General features: G+C 65.9%; 22 protein-coding genes. All 22 read left to right on the top strand.

All coding sequences use genetic code 11. The annotated features are described in order from the left end of the window. Positions 1–35: 35 nt before the first annotated feature. The 22 genes from OG764_RS09460 to OG764_RS09355 all read left to right on the top strand — a co-directional run bounded on the left by OG764_RS09460 (position 36) and on the right by OG764_RS09355 (position 21,827). Entirely contained in the window at positions 36–674 is a 639-nt protein-coding gene (locus tag OG764_RS09460; protein ID WP_328967968.1) for a hypothetical protein, read from the top strand. 21 nt (positions 675–695) lie between these two features. Beyond that, positions 696–1,094, top strand: a complete 399-nt coding sequence (locus OG764_RS09455; RefSeq protein WP_328967967.1) for a head decoration protein — start codon at positions 696–698, stop codon at positions 1,092–1,094. 16 nt (positions 1,095–1,110) lie between these two features. Continuing rightward, complete coding sequence (locus OG764_RS09450) at positions 1,111–2,127, top strand: major capsid protein (RefSeq protein ID WP_328967966.1); 1,017 nt, start codon at positions 1,111–1,113, stop codon at positions 2,125–2,127. A gap of 237 nt (positions 2,128–2,364) precedes the next feature. Next, positions 2,365–2,745 (top strand): hypothetical protein, encoded by a 381-nt coding sequence (locus OG764_RS09445; RefSeq protein WP_328967965.1) that lies wholly within the window; start codon positions 2,365–2,367, stop codon positions 2,743–2,745. Positions 2,746–2,885: 140 nt separating this feature from the next. Continuing rightward, positions 2,886–3,095 (top strand): hypothetical protein, encoded by a 210-nt coding sequence (locus OG764_RS09440; protein WP_328967964.1) that lies wholly within the window; start codon positions 2,886–2,888, stop codon positions 3,093–3,095. Continuing rightward, positions 3,095–3,454: a hypothetical protein gene (locus OG764_RS09435; protein WP_328967963.1), complete on the top strand. Its 360-nt coding sequence runs from the start codon at positions 3,095–3,097 to the stop codon at positions 3,452–3,454. The genes OG764_RS09440 and OG764_RS09435 overlap by 1 nt, the downstream gene beginning before the upstream one ends. After that, complete coding sequence (locus tag OG764_RS09430) at positions 3,447–3,812, top strand: hypothetical protein (RefSeq protein WP_328967962.1); 366 nt, start codon at positions 3,447–3,449, stop codon at positions 3,810–3,812. The genes OG764_RS09435 and OG764_RS09430 overlap by 8 nt, the downstream gene beginning before the upstream one ends. 63 nt (positions 3,813–3,875) lie before the next feature. Next, entirely contained in the window at positions 3,876–4,460 is a 585-nt protein-coding gene (locus OG764_RS09425) for a phage tail tube protein (protein ID WP_328967961.1), read from the top strand. Between the two features lie 108 nt (positions 4,461–4,568). Then, entirely contained in the window at positions 4,569–4,922 is a 354-nt protein-coding gene (locus OG764_RS09420; protein ID WP_328967960.1) for a hypothetical protein, read from the top strand. Positions 4,923–5,331: 409 nt separating this feature from the next. Next, a complete protein-coding gene (locus tag OG764_RS09415) occupies positions 5,332–10,020 on the top strand; it encodes a peptidoglycan DD-metalloendopeptidase family protein (RefSeq protein ID WP_328967959.1) in 4,689 nt (1,562 codons plus the stop codon). Further along, positions 10,017–10,157, top strand: a complete 141-nt coding sequence (locus OG764_RS09410; RefSeq protein ID WP_328967958.1) for a hypothetical protein — start codon at positions 10,017–10,019, stop codon at positions 10,155–10,157. The genes OG764_RS09415 and OG764_RS09410 overlap by 4 nt, the downstream gene beginning before the upstream one ends. Further along, on the top strand, positions 10,154–12,385 hold the full coding sequence (locus OG764_RS09405) for a hypothetical protein (protein WP_328967957.1): 2,232 nt from the start codon (positions 10,154–10,156) through the stop codon (positions 12,383–12,385). Before OG764_RS09410 ends, OG764_RS09405 begins: the two co-directional genes overlap by 4 nt. Further along, positions 12,385–13,488 carry a DUF5047 domain-containing protein gene (locus tag OG764_RS09400; RefSeq protein ID WP_328967956.1) on the top strand — a complete coding sequence of 368 codons (1,104 nt, stop codon included), beginning with the start codon at positions 12,385–12,387 and terminating at the stop codon, positions 13,486–13,488. The genes OG764_RS09405 and OG764_RS09400 overlap by 1 nt, the downstream gene beginning before the upstream one ends. Then, positions 13,488–14,135, top strand: a complete 648-nt coding sequence (locus tag OG764_RS09395) for a hypothetical protein (RefSeq protein ID WP_328967955.1) — start codon at positions 13,488–13,490, stop codon at positions 14,133–14,135. The genes OG764_RS09400 and OG764_RS09395 overlap by 1 nt, the downstream gene beginning before the upstream one ends. Positions 14,136–14,154: 19 nt before the next feature. Beyond that, entirely contained in the window at positions 14,155–14,751 is a 597-nt protein-coding gene (locus OG764_RS09390) for a hypothetical protein (protein ID WP_328967954.1), read from the top strand. A gap of 70 nt (positions 14,752–14,821) precedes the next feature. After that, positions 14,822–15,733, top strand: a complete 912-nt coding sequence (locus tag OG764_RS09385; protein WP_328967953.1) for a peptidoglycan-binding domain-containing protein — start codon at positions 14,822–14,824, stop codon at positions 15,731–15,733. 70 nt (positions 15,734–15,803) lie between these two features. Continuing rightward, entirely contained in the window at positions 15,804–16,040 is a 237-nt protein-coding gene (locus tag OG764_RS09380; protein ID WP_328967952.1) for a hypothetical protein, read from the top strand. Then, complete coding sequence (locus tag OG764_RS09375) at positions 16,041–18,104, top strand: SGNH/GDSL hydrolase family protein (protein ID WP_328967951.1); 2,064 nt, start codon at positions 16,041–16,043, stop codon at positions 18,102–18,104. Between the two features lie 84 nt (positions 18,105–18,188). Continuing rightward, complete coding sequence (locus tag OG764_RS09370; RefSeq protein WP_328967950.1) at positions 18,189–18,791, top strand: deoxynucleotide monophosphate kinase family protein; 603 nt, start codon at positions 18,189–18,191, stop codon at positions 18,789–18,791. A gap of 11 nt (positions 18,792–18,802) precedes the next feature. Beyond that, positions 18,803–19,057, top strand: coding sequence for a hypothetical protein (locus tag OG764_RS09365; protein ID WP_328967949.1), 255 nt, complete (start codon positions 18,803–18,805; stop codon positions 19,055–19,057). 927 nt (positions 19,058–19,984) lie between these two features. After that, positions 19,985–20,779: a hypothetical protein gene (locus OG764_RS09360; protein WP_328967948.1), complete on the top strand. Its 795-nt coding sequence runs from the start codon at positions 19,985–19,987 to the stop codon at positions 20,777–20,779. A gap of 322 nt (positions 20,780–21,101) precedes the next feature. Next, positions 21,102–21,827, top strand: coding sequence for a hypothetical protein (locus tag OG764_RS09355; RefSeq protein WP_328967947.1), 726 nt, complete (start codon positions 21,102–21,104; stop codon positions 21,825–21,827). The last annotated feature ends 40 nt before the right edge of the window (positions 21,828–21,867 follow it).

Genomic DNA, 21,867 nt, shown 5'->3' with positions numbered 1-21,867 from the left:
CCACGGGCTGACGACTCCCGACAGGGGACACCACCATGCCTCGACGCACCCTTGCCCGTCGCAACCTTCTGACCTTTGCCGCGGAGCCCTGGACGCTCTGCGACGACGACCCCGGCGCCGGCGGAGGCGGAGGCGGCGGAGCACAGATCAACGCGCATGGCTTCCCCGACGGCACTCCGTGGCGCGAGATGACCCCTGAGCATCAGTCCGCCTACTGGCGCCACCACTCGCAGACATGGGAAACCCGTGCGAAGGCAGCTCCGGACGCCGCAGAGCTGGAGCGTCTGCGCGCTGCTGAGACAGAACTCGCCACCCGCAAGGCGGCTGACCTCTCTGAGACGGAGCGGCTCCAGAAGGAGCGCGACGACGCAAAGGCGGAAGCTGACGCCGAACGGGCCAAGGCTGCGTCTGCGACGGCGGAACTCCTGCGCACGCAGGTCGCTGCATCGAAGACCCTCACGCCGGCACAGGCCGCATGGCTCCGCGGATCCACGCGGGAGGAGCTGGAAGCGTCTGCGGATCAGATCCTCACCGACTTCGGCACGCCGCAGGGCGGCGGAGGTGGCGGGGGCGGCTCGCGATCCGGCGGGCACCGTGGGTCCGACGTCGGGGGCGGCGCCAAGACCGTGGACGCGGGCGCGGAGCTGTACCGCCTGCGCAACGGCAAGAACTGACAACCCCTCACCGGAGGACACATGAATCTCGGCCTCATCACCGAATCGTTCACCCAGGACAAGCGAGACTGGCTTGCCGGCGCGCACGGGACCGACATCGTCCTGAGCGTCACCCTCGACACCTCGACGTTTACGGCGGGCACGCACTACCCCGACGGATACATCAAGAGCGGTATTCCGCTTGGCAAGATCACGGCCTCCGGCAAGTACGGCCCCTACGCCGACGGTGCGTCGGATGGTCGACAGGTCTGCGTCGGCTTCCTTTACACCGGCGTTGAGGTCGTAACGCGACGGGGCGCGACGCTCTCGTCTGCGGTCGGCTCGATGCTCGTCCACTGCGCGGTGAAGGAGAGCAAGCTTCCCGTCGCCGTCGACGCCGCGGGTAAGACCGATCTCGGCGCCCGCGTCATCTTCGTCTGAGAGGTAACCCCAAACTATGCAGCTCATTGACGAGTTCGCGACCCCCGCGGAACTCACGGGCTATGCCCGAGCGGCGCTGGCCGACCGGGACGAGAATCAGTTCTCGCTTGATCGCTGGCTCCCCAACCGAACGATCAACGATCTCAGCTACAGGTTTACGCGCGGCGGAGGCGGGCTGACGGAGGCTGCGACCTTCCGAGCCTACGACGCGTCGTCGCCCGTCGGCACCCGTCCTGGTGGCGCGCGCGTCAGCGGGGAACTGCCTCCGATCTCCCGAAAGATCGCTATGGGCGAGTACGAGCGTATCCGGCGTCGGAACATCGACACGCAGAACGCGGAGATCCGTGATGCCATGCTCGACGATGGCGTTCGCCAGGCGCGCGCAATCGAGGCCAGGATGGAACTCGCCCGCGGTGAGGCTCTGTTCACTGCTGGTGTGAACCTGAACGAAGAGGGTGTTCAGGCCGCCGTGGACTTTGGACGGACCGCCGGTCACAGCGTCTCGGCAGCGACTCCGTGGAGCACCTTTGCCACGGCTGATGCGTACGGTGACCTGTCGAGCTGGCTTGACACCTACAACACCACGAACGGACGCCTTCCGGCCTACACCCTCATGTCGCGGAAGATCTACAACTTCCTGCGGCGGAACGTCGGCCTGACGAAGCTGGCTAACACGCAGAACCCGCCCACGGTGCTCACGCGCGACGCCCTGAACACCGTTCTTGGGGACTTCGACATTCCTCCCGTTGTGATCTACGACGCGCAGGTGTCGGTAGGTGGGGTAGCTACGCGGATTACTCCTGAAGACAAGATCCTCTTTCTCCCGGAGTTCGGCGACGCTCTCGGACAGACCCTCTGGGGAGTGCCTGTGGAGGCGGATGACCCCCGCTACGGCCTGGCCGGCTCGGAGGCGGGTATTGCGGTCGGCGCGTACAAGTCCGAGGACCCTCAGACCATCTGGACGCGGGCAACCGCCATTGCGCTGCCCGTTGTTGCCGCTCCGGACCTCAGCTTCGTCGCCGACGTCCTCTGATCAGAAACGCGAGTCACTTACGCATGGCACGTCTTGCAGCGTACGTCCACGTGACGGACGAAGAGGGCCGGAGTCACATCTTCAGCCCCGCCGACGAGGTCCCTGCGTGGGCCGCGTCGAAGATCACGAACCCAAAGGCGTGGGTAGAGGCGCCGGTTAGCTCCGTGAGTCGACTCACGGAGCTGGTACCGCCGAAGCCACCTGCCAAGCGCGCAGCCGCGCGACGAAAGGCGCCTGATGCTGCTCTTCACGAGGAGTGAACTCCTCGCTCTGACGCGCGAGCCGCTTCCGCAGGAGTCCACTGACCTTGCCCATGAGCTGACGCTCGACGCCATCCGCGGCGAAGTTGGTGATCGTCTCACCACTCCCCTTCAGCCTGGTGTGAAATCCGCTGCTCTGGCGGTTGCAGCCCGGATCCTGACGAACCCTGCCGGCCGTCGGTCGGAGCAAGCGGGCGGCATGCTCGTAACGTACGAGGACGCGCAGACCGGTGTAGTCCTCTCGCAGGACGAGCGGCGCCGGCTGCGGCGTGCGGTCGGTATGCCGACGGGTGCAGCGATGCTCGACATCAGCCCGGAGGACGTGGCGCCGGCGACGTCGGTATGGCAGGCGTCGTGAGTCTGATCGCCGCTCTGATGTCAGAGACTTGCTATATCCGACGCCCTGGTGCTCCGGTACGCGACTCGACTGGGTCATACGTGCCAGGCCCTCCCATCAGCATCCGTGTCGACAACTGCGCGGTGATGAGCCCCTACGGCGTGACCGTCGGATCCTCGTCGGAGACGAGCGAGGCATCGGCGACCGTGACGACGAGGCGGGTTTTCGCCGCTCCTCTCGGTACCGACGTGCGCCCCGCAGATCGCATCATTCGGGGCGACGAGGTGTGGGAGGTGGTGGGCCGGCCGCTCGTGTTCCCGTTCACATCCCTTGCCCGTGTGGAAGTCGCCGTCCAGGAGGTGACCGGCTGATGGCATACCGATCTCGCTACACCGGCCGGTACTCCGGCATCGGCGCGATGTTGTCACGCCCGTGGCTCCAGGCTCCGTGTCTGGCAGCCGCGGAGAAGCTGAAGACGGAGGCGGAGGCGACGGCGCCTGTCGGTGATCCGACGGAGGACCGCCATCCCGGCATGTACACGGCTAGTTTCACAGTGACGCCGATCTACAAGAACGTGCCGTTCCGCGGTCGTCCTCGGCAGCGCGCTGGAGCCCGCGTGATGAACAGCGCTCCGCATGCGTGGCGTGTTGAGTTCGGCGACGGCCGCGTCCCGGAGTATGCCCCCCTGCGCCGGGCCATCGAGGCTCTGAAGGGGAGGCACAGTGCCTGACGTAGAAGCCGTGCTTGCCCCTTGGCTGGAGGCCACCCTCGACGTTACCGCCGGCGCAGAGACTCCCGCGGACCTGGAGCAACGACTCCCCTTTATCCGCGTGCAGCGGACAGGCGGGGAGGACGGCAGATTCGGCCGCAACCCGCGGGTAGAGGTTGACGTCTTCGCGGCCTCCGCCGACGAGGTGCGGGAGCTGTCCGCCGACGTCCGTGACGCGCTGCTCTTCCTGACCGGCGTGGTACCCGGCGCCGTCATCCGCGGCGTGACGTGTCCGTCCGGCCCGTCCCGCCGGCCGTGGGCGAACCCGGCCGTTCACCGTCGCGGCGCCACGTATTCCGTGAGCCTCCGGAACGCCTAACCCCTAACATTTCGACCCGGATTGCCGACGGCATTCGGGTCTTTCGCATGCCCTGGAGGGCTGATGGCGGATACCCGCAATGCCGATCTGACTTTCGGCGGAACCGACTACATCGTGTATTACGCAGCTCGGGGTACGGCCGCCCCAGCGGCTTTTGCTGACCCGGCTACAGGCTGGACGAACTTGGGTTGGGTGACAACCGAAGGCGGCCTTTTCAAGCTGGAGGAAGAGCAGAAGGACGTAGAGGCGGCTGGCAGCCTGGACCCGATTCGCACGCTCCTGGTCAAGTCGAATAAGACGACGCAGGTCACTTTCCTGGAGATGCTGAATCCCGCTGTGCGATCCCTGTACGACAACGTACCGATTGCATCGCTGGAGCCGACTACCGACGTGGCGACGTATGACCTTCCTGACAAGCCGAACGACCTGCGCTACGCGTTTATTTTCGACTCGATGGACGGCACCAAGCGACTTCGGTACTACATGCCGAATGGAAAGGTGTCGGAGCGGGGTGACGAGCAGTCGCAGACCACTGACGTTGTACCGGTCCAGATGACCTTTAAGTTCTTCAAGAACGGTTCGGCGGCGGCTGTCAAGAAGTCGATCAAGTACGGCGGCGTCGACGTTTCCGCGTTCTTCCCGGAGTAATCCGACCTATTCCAGCGGGGCCCGTATCTGCGCGGGTCCGGGTCCCGCTAGCTCCGCAATTCAGCTCCACAAGACCCGCGCAACCACAACGACTTAGGAGACCCGCGCATGTCTGCTACCACCCCCGCTGAGGCTCAGGAGAACGAGGCGACGGAGGTGTACGGCGCTGCCGACCTCTGTGGCTCTGAGCTGCGGATCAAGCCCGTTACCCTGTGGCGTCCGTCCTACCTTCGAGCACTGCGCGAAGGCGACTATGACGGTTGGGCGGCTGGCCCCCTCGACAAGGACGGTACGCGTAAGGGCGGGGCCCTCCACCCGGAGGACGTGGCGACGTTCATTGAGATCGACGCCACCTTTGAGGAGATCAACGAGTTCACCACCGCCGCAATGGAGGCCGCCGGGGAGGCTCCGGGAAAGTCTTCGCGACCCTCGCGATCCTCGAAGAGCACGCGGAGGCGCTAGAGGCGGATATCCCGCGGTACTACCCCGGCGCGCGAGTGCTCGACGTCTACCGTGGGACGACGTCAATCCGCACCCTCCGGATATGGATTGAGCACCTCCCTCCGGAGTCTGCGACAAAGACGGCCATCCGCAATTCAGTCGATCCTGGCGAGCTTGCTGAGGCGTCGCAAGCTGCACGCCCGGACCTCGGGCAATGGAGCACGCTGGAAATGCTTCTCGCCGCGATTCGCGACGAGCTGGTAATGAGTCGACTCGTCGCCATCTCAGCGGCCGGGGGGAAGCCGCCCGAGTTTTCCCCCATGCCGAGACCCGGCGTCCCACCGAAGTCCGCGCGCCAGGCGCCGCGGATGACGGATGAAATGCGCCGCGTACTTGACCCGCGGCTGAGAGACCAGCCGACGGAGGCATAATGCCGGACCTGGATGTCGTAGGCGGTGCAGCCGTCGATGTCGTGCCCATTGTCCCCAATTTCCACAGCCGTCTGAAGGCGCAAGTCCTGCCTATCGCTGACAGGGTGGGCCGGGAGGCCGGCGAGCGCATGGGCCGGGAGATGGCCCGTCATATCGCCATTGCGATTCCGTCGGCGGTAACGTCGGGAGGACGAGCTGCAACCCGAAGCGCAGGATCTGCGGGTGACGACGCCGGCGGTGCATTCGCACGATCGCTGCGGCGGAAGCTCGAAATCGCCTACCGCTCGATGCCCCGCCTCGACGTCCGTCTCTCCGACACGGGCGTCGACGCGCAGCTCGCGCGCATCCGCGCCCGCCTGGAGACGCTGAGCAGCCGACGCATCGGCATCGACGTCTCGGCGGAGGCGGCTGTAGCTGAGGTTACTCGGCTGGAGGAGCAGCTTCGCCGGCTGGGCGCCACGCACCCGAACGTGGCCGTGCGGGCGGACACCGCGACGGCCCGCGCGGCTCTGGCGGAGATCCGGGCGGAGATTGCAGCCGTAGACGCCGCAGATCCGCGGGTCAAGGTGGACGTCGATACGGCGGCTGCAAGCTCGGCGCTTCTCCACCTGACGGCTCAAGTCGCCGTGCTGGCGGCTCTTCCTGCTGCTCCTGCGCTGCTTGCTGGTCTCGGCGGTATCGCCGCCATGGCGACGGCAGGTGCGGCCGGTCTCGGCGCCCTGGCGCTCGTTGCGGTTCCTGCGATCAAGGGCATCACGGAAGCGCTCCAGGCGAAGCGCGCAGCCGACGAGGACGCGTCGAAGGCGAGCACGAATGGCGCTGCCGTCGCTGTCCAGGCGGCGCAACGAGCACTCCAGATGGCCGGCGCACAGGACACTCTCGCCGCCGCTCACCGCAACGCCGCCCGCACTATTGCGCAGGCCAACCGCGCCGTGGAGGACGCCGAACGTGCGCTCGCGCAGGCATCCCAGCGTGCTGCCGACCAGCGCCGCCAGGCGGCAGAGAACGTAGCCCGCGCAGAGCGCTCCCTCGTCGACGCCAAGCGCAACGCGCAGCGGGCAGAGGAAGACCTGACGCAGGCCCGGGAGGCTGCCGCCCAGCAGCTCCGAGACTTGAATGATCAGGTCGTCGAAGGTGCGCTCACCGAGCGTGGCGCCGTCCTCCGCGTCCAGCGCGCCCGCGAGGAGCTGGCCCGGGTCATGAAGGACCCGACGGCCACGGACCTCCAGCGGGCGGAAGCGCAGCTTGCCTACGACGAGGCAGTTGAACAGGCACGTCAGCAGAAGCGCGACCTTGCCGAACTCCGCAAGGAGCGGGACAAGGCAGCGAAGGAAGGCGTCGACGGGTCGGAGCGCGTCAAGACTGCACAGGAGCGGCTTCGGGACGCCCAACAGGCCGTGATCGACGAGACGAAGGCCGTCGCTGACGCGCAGACGGCGGCTGCCCGTGCGCAGGTCGAAGCCGCCCAGACGGTTGCCGACGCCCAGCGTCGCGTAGCGGACGCCGTGGAGAACGCGGCGAACGCGTCTGTGCAGGCTGCGGAGTCCGTGGAGGCCGCGGAACGTGGCGTGGAGTCGGCTCGCCTCTCGGGCATCGACACGACCACGCAGGCCATCACGAAGTCGGACGAGTACCGCAAGGCACTTGCGAAGCTGACGCCGGAGGGCCGAAAGCTCTTCGACGCCATCGCGGGGCCGTCTGGCCTGTCGGCCGCGTTCAAGGCGTGGCATAAGGACTTGCAGCCTGCCGTCCTGCCGCTCTTCACACGCGGCGTAAACGGTGCGAAGGCGGCCCTCCCCGGTCTGACGCCGCTCGTCCTGGCGGCTGCCAGGGGCATTGACACCCTGATGGACAAGGCGTCAACGCAGCTCAAGAACCCCTTCTGGACCCGCTTCAAGCAGGGGATCAAGGACGAGGCCGAGACGGCGATCGTCGGGCTCGGCGTGGCGATCGGCAACGTCCTGAAGGGCGCGGCCGGCATCGTCGACGCATTCCTTCCGCACATGGACGGCATTGCAGCTGCGTCCGACCGAATCACAGCACGCTTTGCTAAGTGGGGGACGAGCCTTCGAGGAAGCCCGGATTTTGAGCGCTTTCTCGCCTACGTGAAGGAGACGAGCCCAGGACTTGCGGCGTTTATCGGTGACCTGCTGCGGGCTGCACTCGACGTCGCTAAAGCTCTGGCGCCGCTGTCAGTGACCATGTTCGCCGTCATGACGCCACTAATCAACGGCCTTTCGTGGCTCGCGACGAACGCACCCGGCGTAATTCAGGTTCTCTGGGGTCTCTATTTCGCACAAAAGGCAATAGCGCTCGGCATGGTGGCCTTCGAGGCGGCCATGTTCATCTATTCCGTAGCCGTAGCCGGCGCAACGCTGGTGACGGCAGGATGGGCGGCCGCGCTAGCGGCGACGGGGATTGTTCCGCTGATAGCCGCGATCGTCATTGCGGTTGCGCTCTTCGCTGCCGGCATCATCTGGGCGTACAAAAATGTCGACTGGTTCCGGGACCTTGTCGACGCGTCGTGGGCGTTCATCAAGGCCACAACGTTGGCCCTGTGGAACGGCGCCCTGAAGCCCACTTTCACCGGAATTTGGTGGCTCCTGAAGCGGGTCGGCGATATCGCAGTGTGGGTCTGGCAGAACGCGCTTGGTCCTTCCTTCCGGTTCATCTGGGAGGCGGCGAAGATGCTCTTCCAGATCTTGGCCGTCGCGGTGCTCACACCGATCTACCTGCTACTCAAGACCCTCGGAGCCACGGCCATGTGGCTATGGGAGGCGGCAATCAGGCCGACGTTCCGGTTCTTCGCGGACATCGCAGTGTGGCTGTGGGAGAAGCATCTCCAGCCAGTCTTTCGCGATATCCAGGCGAAATTCGAGATCGTCGGAAAGGTCGCCAAGAGCGTCTACGACACATACATCAAGCCGGCGTTCACCGCTATCGGTGACCTGGCAGGGTGGCTGTATCGAGTAGCCCTGAAGCCGCAGTTCGACATGATCGAAACGATCCTCGGACTCATGGGGAAGGCTTTCGACGGAGTTCGGGACCACATCGGCAAGGCTTGGGCGGGTCTGAAGGATCTCGCAAAGGGTCCCGTCGAATTCATAGCCAAGGTGGTATACAACGGCGGCGTCGTCCCTGTGTGGAATGCCGTAGCGAAGATCACCGGCGCTGGAAAGCTCGACGAATTCAAGGGCTTCCACACCGGCGGCATCATGTCCGGCTACTCCCCGGGACGCGACGACCGAGTAATTGCGGTCGGTGGCGGTGAAGCCGTCATGCGACCGGAATGGACGCGTGTGATTGGCGCCGACAGGATCAACTCTTGGAACGCCGCTGCCCGTACTGGCGGAATCTCCGGCGTCCAGCGTGCAATAGCGGGCGGCATGCCTGCATACGCGGACGGCGGCATCGTCGGATGGCTGAAGGGTGCAGGATCATCCATCGGCGACGTTCTGAAGGGCGGATGGGATGCCCTGACGAACCCCGGCAAGATCTTCGACGAGCTTGCGTCGGGCGTGAAGAACCAAGTCTCCTCCCTCGGTAGGAACCCGTGGGCTACGTCCATGGCGGACATACCGGCGCGCATGATCGTCGGGCTGAAGCGCAAGGTCATGGAATGGTTCGACTTCAGCGGGGGCGGAGCGGGCGGAATTTGGGGTCAGCCCGTCAACGCGAAGTACGGCACCAAATTCGGTGTCGCAGGATCCATGTGGGCGTCCGGCCATCACACCGGTCTGGACTTCCCCGCCGCGATCGGCACCCTGATCCGTGCCGTGGCTGCTGGTCGCGTGACTATGGCGACGGGCGGAGGCCCGTACGGCAACCACGTGATGATCAACCACGGTTCCGGTCTCTCGTCCCTGTACGCGCACATGTCGTCCATCGGCACGGCGCTGGGGAAGTCGGTTGCGCGTGGCGACGTCATCGGGCGCGTGGGCGACACGGGCAACACCACAGGCCCGCACCTCCACCTGGAGGCGCGCGTCAATAACCGCCCCGTCGACCCGATGCAGTACCTGACGGCCGGCGGAGCCCGCGGAAGCGGCGGACGAGGTGTTCAGCGCTGGCGCGGCACTGTGGCGGAGGCCCTCAACCTCGTCGGCCAGCCGGCGGGGCTCGTCGACACGACGCTTCGACGGATGCACCAGGAATCGGGCGGTGACCCGCTTGCGGTGAACCGGACTGACATCAACTGGCGGAACGGCACCCCGAGCGTGGGTCTCCTTCAGGTCATTAAGCCAACCTTCGACGCCTACGCGGGCGCATACCGGAACGTCGGGCCGAAGTTGTACGGCGTCTCGACGAATCCCTTGGCGAACATCTACGCCTCGATGCGGTACGCCCTCTCGCGCTACGGATCCCTCCCTGCTGCCTACGACCGCCCCGGCGGCTACGGCAACGGGGGCTTCCCCGGCATCGGCGAGACGGCGTGGGTGGGCGAGCACGGGCCGGAGCTGGTCCGCTTCCTCTCCCCGGCGCAGGTCTACAGCTCAACAGACTCGCAGGCCATGGTGCGCCAGGCTGCGAGCCTGCGCAGGATGACGCCAGCGACGGGCGGAGCACAGGTGCACGCTGACGTGCGCGTATTCGTCGGCGACCGAGAAATTACCGACATCGTGCGGACCGAGGTGGACGCCTACGACGCAGCCACGGCAGCAGCTATCGACACAGGAGTGTGGACGTGACGCAGACCGAGACGACCACGGATCCGGCGCAGACGGAGAGGGACGACGTCCCTGTCTACGATGCGCCGGCCGTGGACGCCCCGGCCAACCCGTACGCCCGCCCCGCGCGGGGTGAGCCGATGGTGAGGGGCGAATGAGCGTAGAGACCAACCTTCTGCCCGCGTCCGTGTCGGGCATCTCCGACGCGGACGGATGGGTGGCGGGGGCAAACACAAGCATCATCCGCACGACGGCGCGCGCATACAACGGGGAGGGCAGCCTCCAACTGACGGCGACGGCCGCAGGAACCGTGTCGGCAACGACCCGTTCGTACGTCCCGGTGACTCCGGGCGTGATCTACACGGCGTATGCCTACGCTGCGAACGCCTCGTCCGCGTCCGGGCGTCAGGTCACCGTGTCTATCGTGTGGTCGCGGAGCTTCCCGCCCACGGACATCATCATCGGCACGTCGACGAGCGCGCCCCTGACGCTCCCGTCGACGGGGTGGACGACGCCTCCGCCGATTGTGATCGCTAAGGCCATTGACGGGGAGCCTGACGCCATCGCGGCGAAGGTGACTGTCACCGTCACAGGTATGGCGGCCGGCTCATCGGTGTCCATCGACGCCATTGCACTCGGGCCCGTGGCACAGATCCCGGGGAACCTGCTCTCGTACGCGGTGCAGGGGTCCGAGGTGGATGCGTCCGGTTGGCAGCCTGTTTGGAACGGGAGTGTCGGGCGGACGAGCACGACGTCGTATGAGGGCTGGTACTCCCTTCAGCTCACGGCAACGGCCATCGACGTGGCGCGCTGCCAGACGGTCACGCCGGTACCGATGTCCGTCGGAGTTGAGTACGTCGCCGACGTGTGGGCCTATCTGCCGGCGGGGGCGTCGGAGCTACGCGTTCAGATCCGGTGGCAGAATGCGGCCGGCGCGCTCCTCTCGACAAGTTCCCGCCCGTGGACCGGCCTGAGTCCAAGCACATGGACGCGCTGCGCCGTCATTGCGACGGCACCCCCGGAGGCCACCCACGCCCGCGTGGTCCTGGAGGCCGTGGCGACGGCTACAAACCAGGTGTGGACGTTCGATCAGATCACACTCCGACGCGCCCCGTCTCCGGCGGGGAACTTGATCGGCTACTCGCCCGCTTCCTTTGAGGTCACGTCCCTGGAGTGGACGCCGGTCGCGAACTGTTCCAGGGCCCGATCGACAACGCGAGCCTTCGAGGGCGTCGCTTCCCTGCGCGTGACGGCGGACGGAGGCGGAGACGCAACCGTCGCCCTGAACTCCCAGCCGATCTCCGTCGTCGGCCGACAGGCCTACCACCTGTCGCCGATGATCTACCACGCCGACGAGGGCGCGCCGGTCCTCGTGGATCTCCAGTTCACTTGGCGTCGCCCGGACGGCTCGACGATCTCGACGACGTCCGTGCGCTGGTCGATGGGTGCTTCCGCCGGCTGGTATGCCCCGACGGGTAGCGCCGTTGCGCCGTCCGACGCGGACACGGCGATCATCGGGATTCGTTTCGTCAACCCTGACGCCGACACCCTGTTCTACGTCGACCGCGTGGAGGTAGCGCCCGGCGGTATGGGCGTCCTGGCGGAGGAGATACCTGGCGCCTACGGTGCTCGGCTCACCCTCCGCGGCCTGACGACCGGAAGTCACACGCACTGGGGACTCTGGCGCATGGATCCGTCCGGCACGCTCGTCCCCGTCCGCGGCTCCGACGGCGACCTGACGGCAGTGCCGATCACGGGCGACGTCGGCGTGGCGGAGGACTACGAGGCGCCGCTAGGCATCGCGGTCCGCTATTACCTGAAGCTCTTCACTGGTTCCGCGTACACGGCCGCCACCTCCGACCCACTGACGCTGACCGACGTAGCGGACACGGAGATCGTCCTGAAGGACCCAGGCTTGCCCGCGAGGCAGACGCGCGCTGTCGTCGAGGGTCTCCCCTCCTGGCAGCGTTCCGCGCGGCAAGGGGTGCACCCCGTCCGCGGAAGATCGCGCCCGGTCGTCATCACCGACGTCCGCGTCTCGCGTACCGGCTCGATGACCCTCGTCACTGAGACTCAGCAGGAAATCGACGCTATGTGGTGGCTGCTGGACACCGGAGCGACTCTGCTTGTCCAGTGGCCCCGCACGTGGGGCGAGCGCGACGTGTACGTCCAGGTGGGCGACGTCACGGAAGAGCGGCTCGCCCGGATCGCCGACTACGCCGACCGTAGGTGGTCGCTCGCGCTGACAGAGGTAGACCGCCCCATCGGCGGCACCGCCGGCAGCGCGGACCGGACTTGGTCGGACGTGGCCGCGGAGCACCTGGATTGGCTCAGTGTTATGCAGGTAGCCGCGACGTGGACTGACGTCTATGTGGGGGCGCCCTGATGCACCCCGTGAGCGCGAAGTTCTTGACGACGCTTGCTACTTCACACCGCATGGTCGTCGAGGTGGACGCCTACTACGACGGAGCCCTGACGGCCGCCGGAATTCCGGTGGCGGACGGCTCCGTCACGGTGGACCGCGGATCAAAAACACGGCGGACGCTCAGTCTCACCGTGGCGGATCCGTCCTACCTCCCGTGGGACGCCTCCGACATGCTGGCGTCCTACGGTCAATACCTTGTCGTCCGACGCGGAATTCGCTACAGCGACGGCTCGACGGAGATGGTTCCGCTCGGGCGATTCCGCATCAGCGAGCCCTCCGGCGACACCCTCTACGGTCCGGTGACGCTGTCGGGGCATTCGAGCGAGTGCCTCATCATCGATGACGCTCTGACGGTTCCGACTTCAACACGTGGCTACACAGGTTGCGTTGATGCGATCACTGCGCTCATCCGTTCAACGCTGCCTGACTCGACAATCATCAACGCAACGGCAGACGAGCGGAATCCACCCTGCGGCGTCGCAGTCTGGGACGTCGGAACTGATCGTTGGGAGTGTGTCCAGAAAGTCGCAACGGCTATGCAGGCGGAGGTTTACGTCGACGCACTGGACCGTTTCGTAGTCGCCGACACTCCCGACGTCTCCACGGCTCCGGTTGCATGGAACATCGCAGAGGGAGAAGGCGGAGCGCTCATGGCGTCGGCCCGAACGATGTCGAGAACGGCGGTGTTCAACGCCGTTGTGGCTAGCGGTGAGGGTGGATCCGGCTCTACGACAATCAGCGCAATGGCCAAGGATCTTGATCCGTCGAGCCCGACGAGGTGGGGCGGTCCTTTCGGCAAGGTGACGAAGTCTATCTCTTCGTCCCTCTGGACTTCCGAAGGGGCCTGCCAGAGCGCAGCCGACGCGGCTCTTGCTGAGGGACTCGCCGCGAACATCCAAATAGCCATCGACAGCGTTCCAAATCCGGCATTGGAGGGGAATGACGTCCTGCGAATTGCCTACTCAGGGCACGCGGAACGTTTCCTTCTCCAGTCGGCGCAGATCCCGCTGACAGCCGACGGAGATTTCAGTGTCACCCTGCGGAGCGGGAAGGATGACGCCTAATGCCCAGCCGCGTAGCAGCAGCCGTGCACCGCGCGTCCTCCCGTGCTGTGGCACAGGAGTCCGCCGGCTGGCTTCTGGCGACGGTCACGGCGGTACATGCTGACGGCACGCTGGATATCAGCACGTCGACGGGCCCAGTCGCCCACGTCAGGCGCCTGTCGCACTGTGCCGCCGACGTGGGCGACACGGTCAAGGTCGACCGCGCCCCGGGCGGCTCTTGGCTCGTCGTCGGAGTGGTTTCGACGGGCCCACGAGGCTCTGTGTCCCTTGCCCGTGCTGCCACTTGGAACTTGTCGGCTTCGACATACACCGGAATTGAGTGGGACACGGTCCTGGACGGCGTCGCAGGAATGGCGCCGAGTGGAGGAAGTCCCGCGCGAATCCCGCTGGATGCCGGGAGCTGGAGGGTCTCCTTCCAGCAGACGTGGCCCAGTGGTGCAACTGCCGCCCGAGTAAAGCTGGTCACGCCGACCCGCGAATATCACGGTGCCTATATGGCTTCGTCGACGGGCGGGCAGGGCGTATCCGGGACGGTCCCCATATTTCTGAGTTCGGCGGGATGGGTTGAGGTGCAGCTCTTTTCAACGGCTGCTATCTCCCTGCCCGTGGACTACTCCGTTGTCCTCGTTGAGCGGGTCAACGGCTGACGCTGAGAGGTAAACGCAAGTGCCGCAGACCGACGAGTACGGACAGCACATTGAATCCCCGGTGCTCGGGGACGTTCCCAACATCGAAACAGCGTTCAAGAAGGTTGTTTCCGGGCTGCTTTCCCGGGCTGTCCTCCGTTTCGCTAACGCCTCGTCACGTGCCGCATCACTTATCGGTGGAGCGGCGCCCGTTGCGGGGATGATTACCTACCTGAAGGCAGAGGACCGCTACGACGCCAGGATGAACGACGGGACATGGCAGGCGATTACGCCGACGCCGTGGATCCCAATTTCGTTCCGCCCGGGGTATGAAGCCAACTCGGGCTCGCCGGCCTACCGCGTCACCAACGGATCCGTCGAACTGCGGGGGACGGTGAAGCGGACGAACGACGATCCCTTCGCCAAGAACAGCGGGCTGGTCGTCGCCATCCTCCCTGAGGCTGTATGGCCAACTCACTACCGAATGTTTTCGGTCGCAACTGAGCACGCCGCCACTATGCACGCCCGCTTGGAGGTGAGTCCGGTGACCGGAGCCCTGACGCTGATCGTCCCGCCGTCGACCGCCACCGGCGCCAAGTGGGCTGCTCTCGACGGGATCCGCTACAGCCTCACGTAGTACCTGCGCACCACGACGACGCCCCGCATCGACGGGGCTTTTTTCATGCCCTTAGACAGGAGATGCCCTCATGGGTGAGATTTGGATCAAGGAAGCAGAGCGCCTCGGAGACGGCAAGGTCGGCGGAGAGATGGACACCCCCGACGCTCCTCCGCGCGCGGTGTGGCACACGACAGAGAGTGGTGCGGGGGACGACGCGTTCACGAACGTGGGTGCATACCTGATCGCCGTCAGCTCGGAGCCGCACATTCTGTACGACCCGCTGACCGACAGGCTCGGGCAGTACGGTCCGCTGAACGAGAGCGCACGTGCTCTGAAGAACGCGCCGGGCCTGCGGACCAACCGAACCGGCAAGGTGTGTGTTCAGATCGAAGTACTCGCCCGTGCTGCGAAGCCCTTCACGGCGTACTTCAAGCCCGGCAAGAACTTCAAGGCCCTCATTCGTGCGCTCCGTTCGTGGGGTATCCCCGACGTCTGGCCGGCGGGCGCCCTGGCGAAGGCGTACAACGACGACACCGCTTCGCGGAGCGCGAAGACGTGGATGGCGCAGGGTGGCCACTACGGGCACTGCAACATTCCGGGCAATGATCACTGGGATCCGGGGAACATCGATCAGGGCGCGATCTTCCGCGCGGCCCCCGTCGAGACGAAGCCGCCCACGAAGCCACCGACCACGCCTGTCGTCGACCTCTCCAACCTGATCGCCGCTGCCCACCGCGACCCGGGCCTTCCTCAGGGCGGAACGACGCACCCGACGGACGTCCGCATCGTCGAAGCGGCGCTGAAGGCGGAAGGGCTGCTTGGCGCGCGATATGCGGCTGACGGCTCGTTCGGCACCCTGACGCGTGAGGCGTACACGCGGTGGCAGCTCAAGCTCTACCCGGGCGCGAGCACGGCTCCTGGCGGAGCAGCTGACGGCATCCCCGGGAGGGCGTCGCTCGAAAAGCTGGGCGCCAAGCGTGGCTTCACCGTGAAGGCGTGATGCGTACGTGGAAATCATCGTCGCACTTATTACGGCCCTCGGCGTCGTCGCAGCAGCGTCAATCCCAGTCATGCGCGGCGCACGTGGCGCCGTACGGCAGGACGGAAACGCCACCCGCGCGGCCGTGACCGTCGCGGTAGCCGGCGCCGTGGAGTCCCTCACCGCGCGCATGGATGCCCGCATTGACGACGTGCGCGACGACCTCGACGAGGTCCGTGAATCCGTCGCCAGGGTGCGCGAGTGGCAAGCCGGTCATGACGCCGAACACCTCATCATTCCGCGCCCCACCACTGGAGGAGACGCCTAAATGCCCATGCCCCCAGGTATCGCGACCGTCACCCTGACCGGCCGCTACATCCACCCCGACGGAACGCCTCTCCAGGGGACCGTGCGCATCTCGGCGCCAACTCTGATCACTCTGTCCGGCGCCGACAGCTTCACGGCAGGGTCGGCGCTGGTGACGCTGAACTCCTCCGGATCCTTCTCCGTCACGCTCGTCGCAACCGACAACGCCGCAATGCAGCCCACGGGTTGGGTGTACACGGTGACGGAGGAGATGCTCGGCTTCTCTCCCCGCACGTACGGCATCCTGCTTCCGCAGGCGACGCCCCTCGTCGACCTAGCGGACATCGCGCCGGCCAACCCCGACGATGGTGAATACGTCGTCATCGCAGGTCCGGCGGGACGGACGCTGCTGAACGGCACGTCGGCGCCAGGTGCGGGCGTTGGCGCCAACGGTGACTTCTACATCAACACCGCCACGTGGACGATTTATGGGCCGAAGGCCTCCGGCGCGTGGGGGAGCGGGACCCCGCTCGCCGGTGGTGGTGGCGGCGCCGTGGCGTCCGTGAACGGGCACACTGGGACGGTCGTCCTGGTGGCTTCGGACGTCGGGGCGGACGCAGCAGGAACGGCGGCCACGGCTGCTTCCGCGGCACAGAGCGCGGCCATCTCGTCCGCCTCCGCCTACACGGATTCCGCGGTGGACAACGTCATCGCGCTCCTGGAGGCGGACTACATCACCGACACGGATCCGCGTCTCAGCGACGACCGCACGCCGGCACTGCACAAGAGCAGCCACGCTGCTGGAGGGACGGACGAGCTGCTTCCCGCGGACATCGGTGCGGCCGTAGCAACGGACGTGACGGCTCTGACGTCGCGTGTGACTACCGCTGAGGCGGCCATTACGGCCCGTCAGCGTCAGGCAGTGCGACGAGGATCCATCCCCGAGCAGTCGCTGACGGACTCGCTGTACTCCGGGGCGGCGCCGACGATCACGACAGCGATGACGACCACGCCCAGTGTCGCAAGCCCGATCAAGCACGCGCCGCCGCTGGTGACGCTCGCGGGCTCTGACGTCCGCGGAGATTTCCTCTTCCTGGGCGCCACGGATTTTGCGATCGGTGCTAGCTCCCCGGATACCAACTACGCCTTGCCGACGTCGCGGTACCCCCACGCCTACACCACACCGCAGAACTCCTACGCGGTCGAGATCACCACCAACGCGGCGGAGATCGAGCTACGGTTCAAGTACATGAGCGCAACCACTAGCGCCTACACACTCAGCATCGACGGGCGCCCGCTGACGAACACTCCTCAGCTCGTGGGCGGAACGACCGTGGGCAGCGGCCACATGCTGAAGGTGGCGTTCGGCTCGTCGGTGTTCCGGCGGATCCGCTTTGACCTGTACAACGTCCCCTTCGGCGGCCTCTACATCCCGTCGACCGCAACCACCTGGCGCCCCATCACTGCCCGCGGGCGGATGATGGTTCTGGGCGACTCGATCACCGATGGCTCGACGTACAACTCGGGTATGGGCATTGGCACTTGGCTCTACCGCGCGGCACGAATGCTCGGCATCACCGACGCGTGGGAGCAGGGACGAGGGTCGACGGGCTATATCAGCGCGGGCACGAGCGCGACCTTTGGAAACCGTCTCGCGGCCGATGTCGTGGCCTATCCTCCGGACCTGCTGATCATCAAGGGCGGGTACAACGATGCCTCGGGGTCTCAGTCCGCCATTCAGGCAGCTGCTGCGGCCCTCTACTCCGCGGCGAAGACAGGTCTTCCGTCGACGCAGATCGTCATCGTCGGTCCACTCTCCCCGACGGCTTCGCCGGCGACCAGCATCACGAACACGGACACGACGCTACGCACGGAGGCTGCAACGGCTGGCCTTCCGTACATCTCGCTCGTCACGGGCGAGACGAGGAATGGGGCGGGGGCCGTAGTCAGCACGCAGAGCCCCTACGTCACGGCCGCCAACGTCGCGACTGTCATCGGTGGCGACGGCGTGCACCCGACGGACGCAGGACACGAACACCTGGCCCGCTGGATGGTGCGGGCTCTGGCGCCGATCCTGCCGCTCTGAGATTTTACCGTCCGCCCCCTGATAGTCCTTGATCGTTCCCCCATAACTCCCCTGTCGCACACATCGGCAGGGAGAGGGACGCTCATGAACATCGGACTCATCGGCCGCGCGCGTAGCGGCAAGGACACCGTCGGCCGAATCCTGCTGGATCACGGCGGCTACGAGCGCGTTGCGTTCGCGGACCCGCTGAAGGCGGCAGCGCTGAAGCTGGATCCGCTGATCCACACCGATCACCCCTCCGGCGTGGAGCGGCTCTCGGAGATCTTGGCTACGCCGAACGCGCTCACTTGGGAAGACGCGAAGGACATGTTCCCCGAGGTCCGCCGCATCCTTCAGGAGCTGGGCGCCGCCATGCGCGCCATCGATCCGGAGTTCTGGCTCCGCGCCGGGCTGGCTCGCGCCGAAGAGGTCAACCGTCAGACCGGCCGCCCCGCCGTCGTCACTGACGTCCGGTACCCAAACGAGGCGGACTCCCTCAAGCGCGCCGGCTTCCACCTCATCTATGTCGACCGCCCCGGCATCCCCCACCTGACTCACGAGTCGGAAGGGGCGCTCGGGCCGGTGGACGCGGACTTCGTGATCGAGAACGACGGATCGCTCGACGACCTGAAGGAACGCGTCCGCACCGTCTACCACCAGATCCACACCGACGAGTCCCGCCGTCACTACGCGCGGGCCCACTCCTGAAGGACCGCCGCATGAGAAGCATCCTCACTCGACTCAAGGCTGCGGCGCATGGCGCTGCACTCCGCGCGTATGTCCGACTCCAGATCTACGCCGCACAGGAGCCGACCCGGCTGCGTGCGTCACTCACGTCACTCATCCTCGCCGCTGGTCTCTGGCTCGGCGTCGACGTCAGCGGATTCGCCGAGACGGTCGCCACGGTGGGGGTCATTGCACTGCCGATCCTCGTCGGAGAGGTGAGGCGGAAGAACAAGACAGCAGGTCAGTAGGACGCGAGCCCCCGTTTTCCCGCTCATGGGAGGACGGGGGCTTTTTGCGTTTACTGGCATGAGCGTCCATACGTCAGACGCATGACATTGCGATCACTAAGCTTTTGTGATCTGCGCCACAGTGACGGACTTGCGGTGCTGGCAGGCGAGTCAGCGACCGGAGCTAGTCCCTACGTCGCTCCGTAAGTCGACTCACGGAGGACGCCTTACACAAATTGCGGGCGTACCCTCGTGATCATGCCGACCTCACCCGGCGCTCTGGTAGACATCCTGACGGCAATCTGGGACACCATCCGCAGCGATCTTCCACGACTACCAGCAGCGCACATCACAGTCACACCCACAGCGCCCCCCGCTGATCACGGGCCGGAGCGATGGAGCATCCTCGACGGCCGCCTGCAAGGGCTCGTCATCAGTCGCGAAACTCTTGCCGAGGGATCCGACAGCGTTGTCACGATGCTGCGCCACGAGGCCGCGCACGTGATGTGCTGGCTCGATGACGTGCGGGACACGGCACGCCAGGGCGCCTACCACAACAGGTCTTTCCTTGACTCTGCGGTCCGAGCGGGCCTTGTCTGGCCCGAGGGAGAAGGGGCCGGCGCAAGGGGATTCGCGGACCCCCGTCTCTCCGCCGCTACACGCGACAGGCATCCAGGAACGCTGTTGGAGCTGGACCAAGTCATTCCGGCTGTCCTCACCGACCTTCAGCCGGCGCGACAAGGGCCAAAGCGGGCGCAGCGACCCAGCTTCCAATGCGGTTGCAATCCTCCCCGACGAATCTGGGCCGCGCAGTCGACGGCTGACGCTGGAGAGATTGTTTGCGGCATCTGCGGGAAGACGTTTACTTAGTCCAGACCATGGGCGCCCTAGACAGGGCGCCCTAACCTGGCGCTACAGTGGTCGCACACCTTCATGAGGAGCTTACGCATGCCCGGATCGTCAGCCCCCGCCAAGCGGAGGAAGGGCCGGCCTGTCACGTCGGCCGCTCCGTCCCCCGGTCTGTCGCCGGATGACCTGCGGAACGACTCGACGGAAAGCCTCATCGCGCGTGGCGCCGCGTACGCCAGGGCGTACGACCGGATCAAGTCGGATGAGACGACACTTCTCAGAAACATCGCTGCCGTCCTGGTCTGCATCCGCGAGCGCTGCCTCACAGAGGATGGTCGGCCAGACTGGACGGGCCGGACAAACGAGTACCGCGTCGAAGCGGGAAGGGTCTACGCCGAAGCGGGGATTCCGCGTGACTCTGCGGACAGTATTCAGGCGGCCGTCAGGTATCACGTGGGAAAGATCATCCGTGAGTATGTATCGGCTGAGGAGCTGAGCGACTACGGTCTGAAGGCGCTGAGCCCGATGGATTCCCATAGGGAGTACGCGCGGACGCAAAGTGCGCTGGCACTTGCAGCTCGGATCGAGGCTGACGCAGCGCCGACCACGGTGACGGCCTCCGTGCCGGCCAGCAAGAAGGCTCCAGCCGTCAAGGCAGGCAAAGCCGCGAAGGAAGCGCTGGCCACACCGGCACCGGAGGTGCCCGCACGTGCCGTCGCCGATCACATCCGCCTCACCACCGGCGCAGCCAAGCTGCTTCAGCAACTGTCCGCCGAGGTCATCGCTTCCATGACCGACGGGCAGCGCGCACGGCTGCATGACGAGCTAGGTGTGATTCAGACACTCGCGGCCAGTCTGCGGCGCGAGACGAAAAAGCACAGGTCAGAGGACTAGCGTCGGCTCCTCGTCGCACGCCCTCCGCCTCCCCTGGCGTCAGAAGTGCCGTACTAGACCCCCTTTTACTTTTTCTCTTGACGCGTCTTAGAGAAAAGGAAAAAGGGGGTCTGGTGCGGCACTTTGGCGTCGGTTCGACGCTCGGAGGGGAAGGCCGAAAGAATCTTGGTCACGACCCTGATAGTTCATGATCGTTCCCCCATAACAAGGGTGTCAGAGAGAAGCAGACACCGGAGGACGCATGGCAGGGGTAAGTACGATCAAGCGCGGGGGATCCCGCTTCTACGTAGACCCGGACGACGGACGCATAAAGGTCCCGGGCGTGACCTCGATCGTCGGCCAACTCCCTAAGGATTACCTGACTTTCTGGGCGGCCCTGGAATCGGCGAAGGCGGCTGTCGAGAACTGGGACATCGTCAGCAAGCTGTGCGAGCGGGACCCGGCCGGCGCGATTGACTACCTGAAGAATGCGCACCGAAGGAAGTCGAAGGCGGCGAGCGACCTCGGCAGCGACGCGCACGACGTCTTCGAGCGGATGGCACGCGGGGAGACGCTGAACATGCGTCACGTCCACGTGGACTTGAAGCCTTTCGTCCGATGGTTCGCCGAGTTCCTGGAGCAGATGCAGCCCCGCTTCCTCTACCTCGAAGAGACGGTGTGGAGTGACGAGCACGGGTACGCCGGCAGCTTCGACGCCGTCGCCGAGATTGACGGCGAAGTGGTCGGCCTGGACTGGAAGACGAGTAAGGCCGTTTACGAGAGTGTCGCCCTCCAGCTCTCCGCCTACCGCCACGCCGATCGCATCATCCTCGCCGAGACCGGCGAGTCCGTGCCGATGCCGACGTGGACCGGCGGTGCAGTCCTCCACGTTCGCGCGGAGGGCTGGGCGCTGGTGAAGGTGGAGTGCGGCTCGGAGGTCTTCGAGCACTTCAAGGCCCTGCGGCGGACTTTCGATTGGGAGTCGGAGGTCAAGAAGGGTGTCGTCGGCAAGCGTCCGGTGGCGTCCGGTGGCGAGCTGGTGACGGGTACGCAGAGGCGGGCGGCATGACCGGTATCAGTCTTCTACGCGGCGCGCTCCAGGATCTTGA

Source organism: Streptomyces sp. NBC_00239 (genome assembly GCF_036194065.1).
Classification (GTDB): domain Bacteria; phylum Actinomycetota; class Actinomycetes; order Streptomycetales; family Streptomycetaceae; genus Streptomyces.
This window is presented reverse-complemented; position numbering and strand designations above follow the sequence as displayed.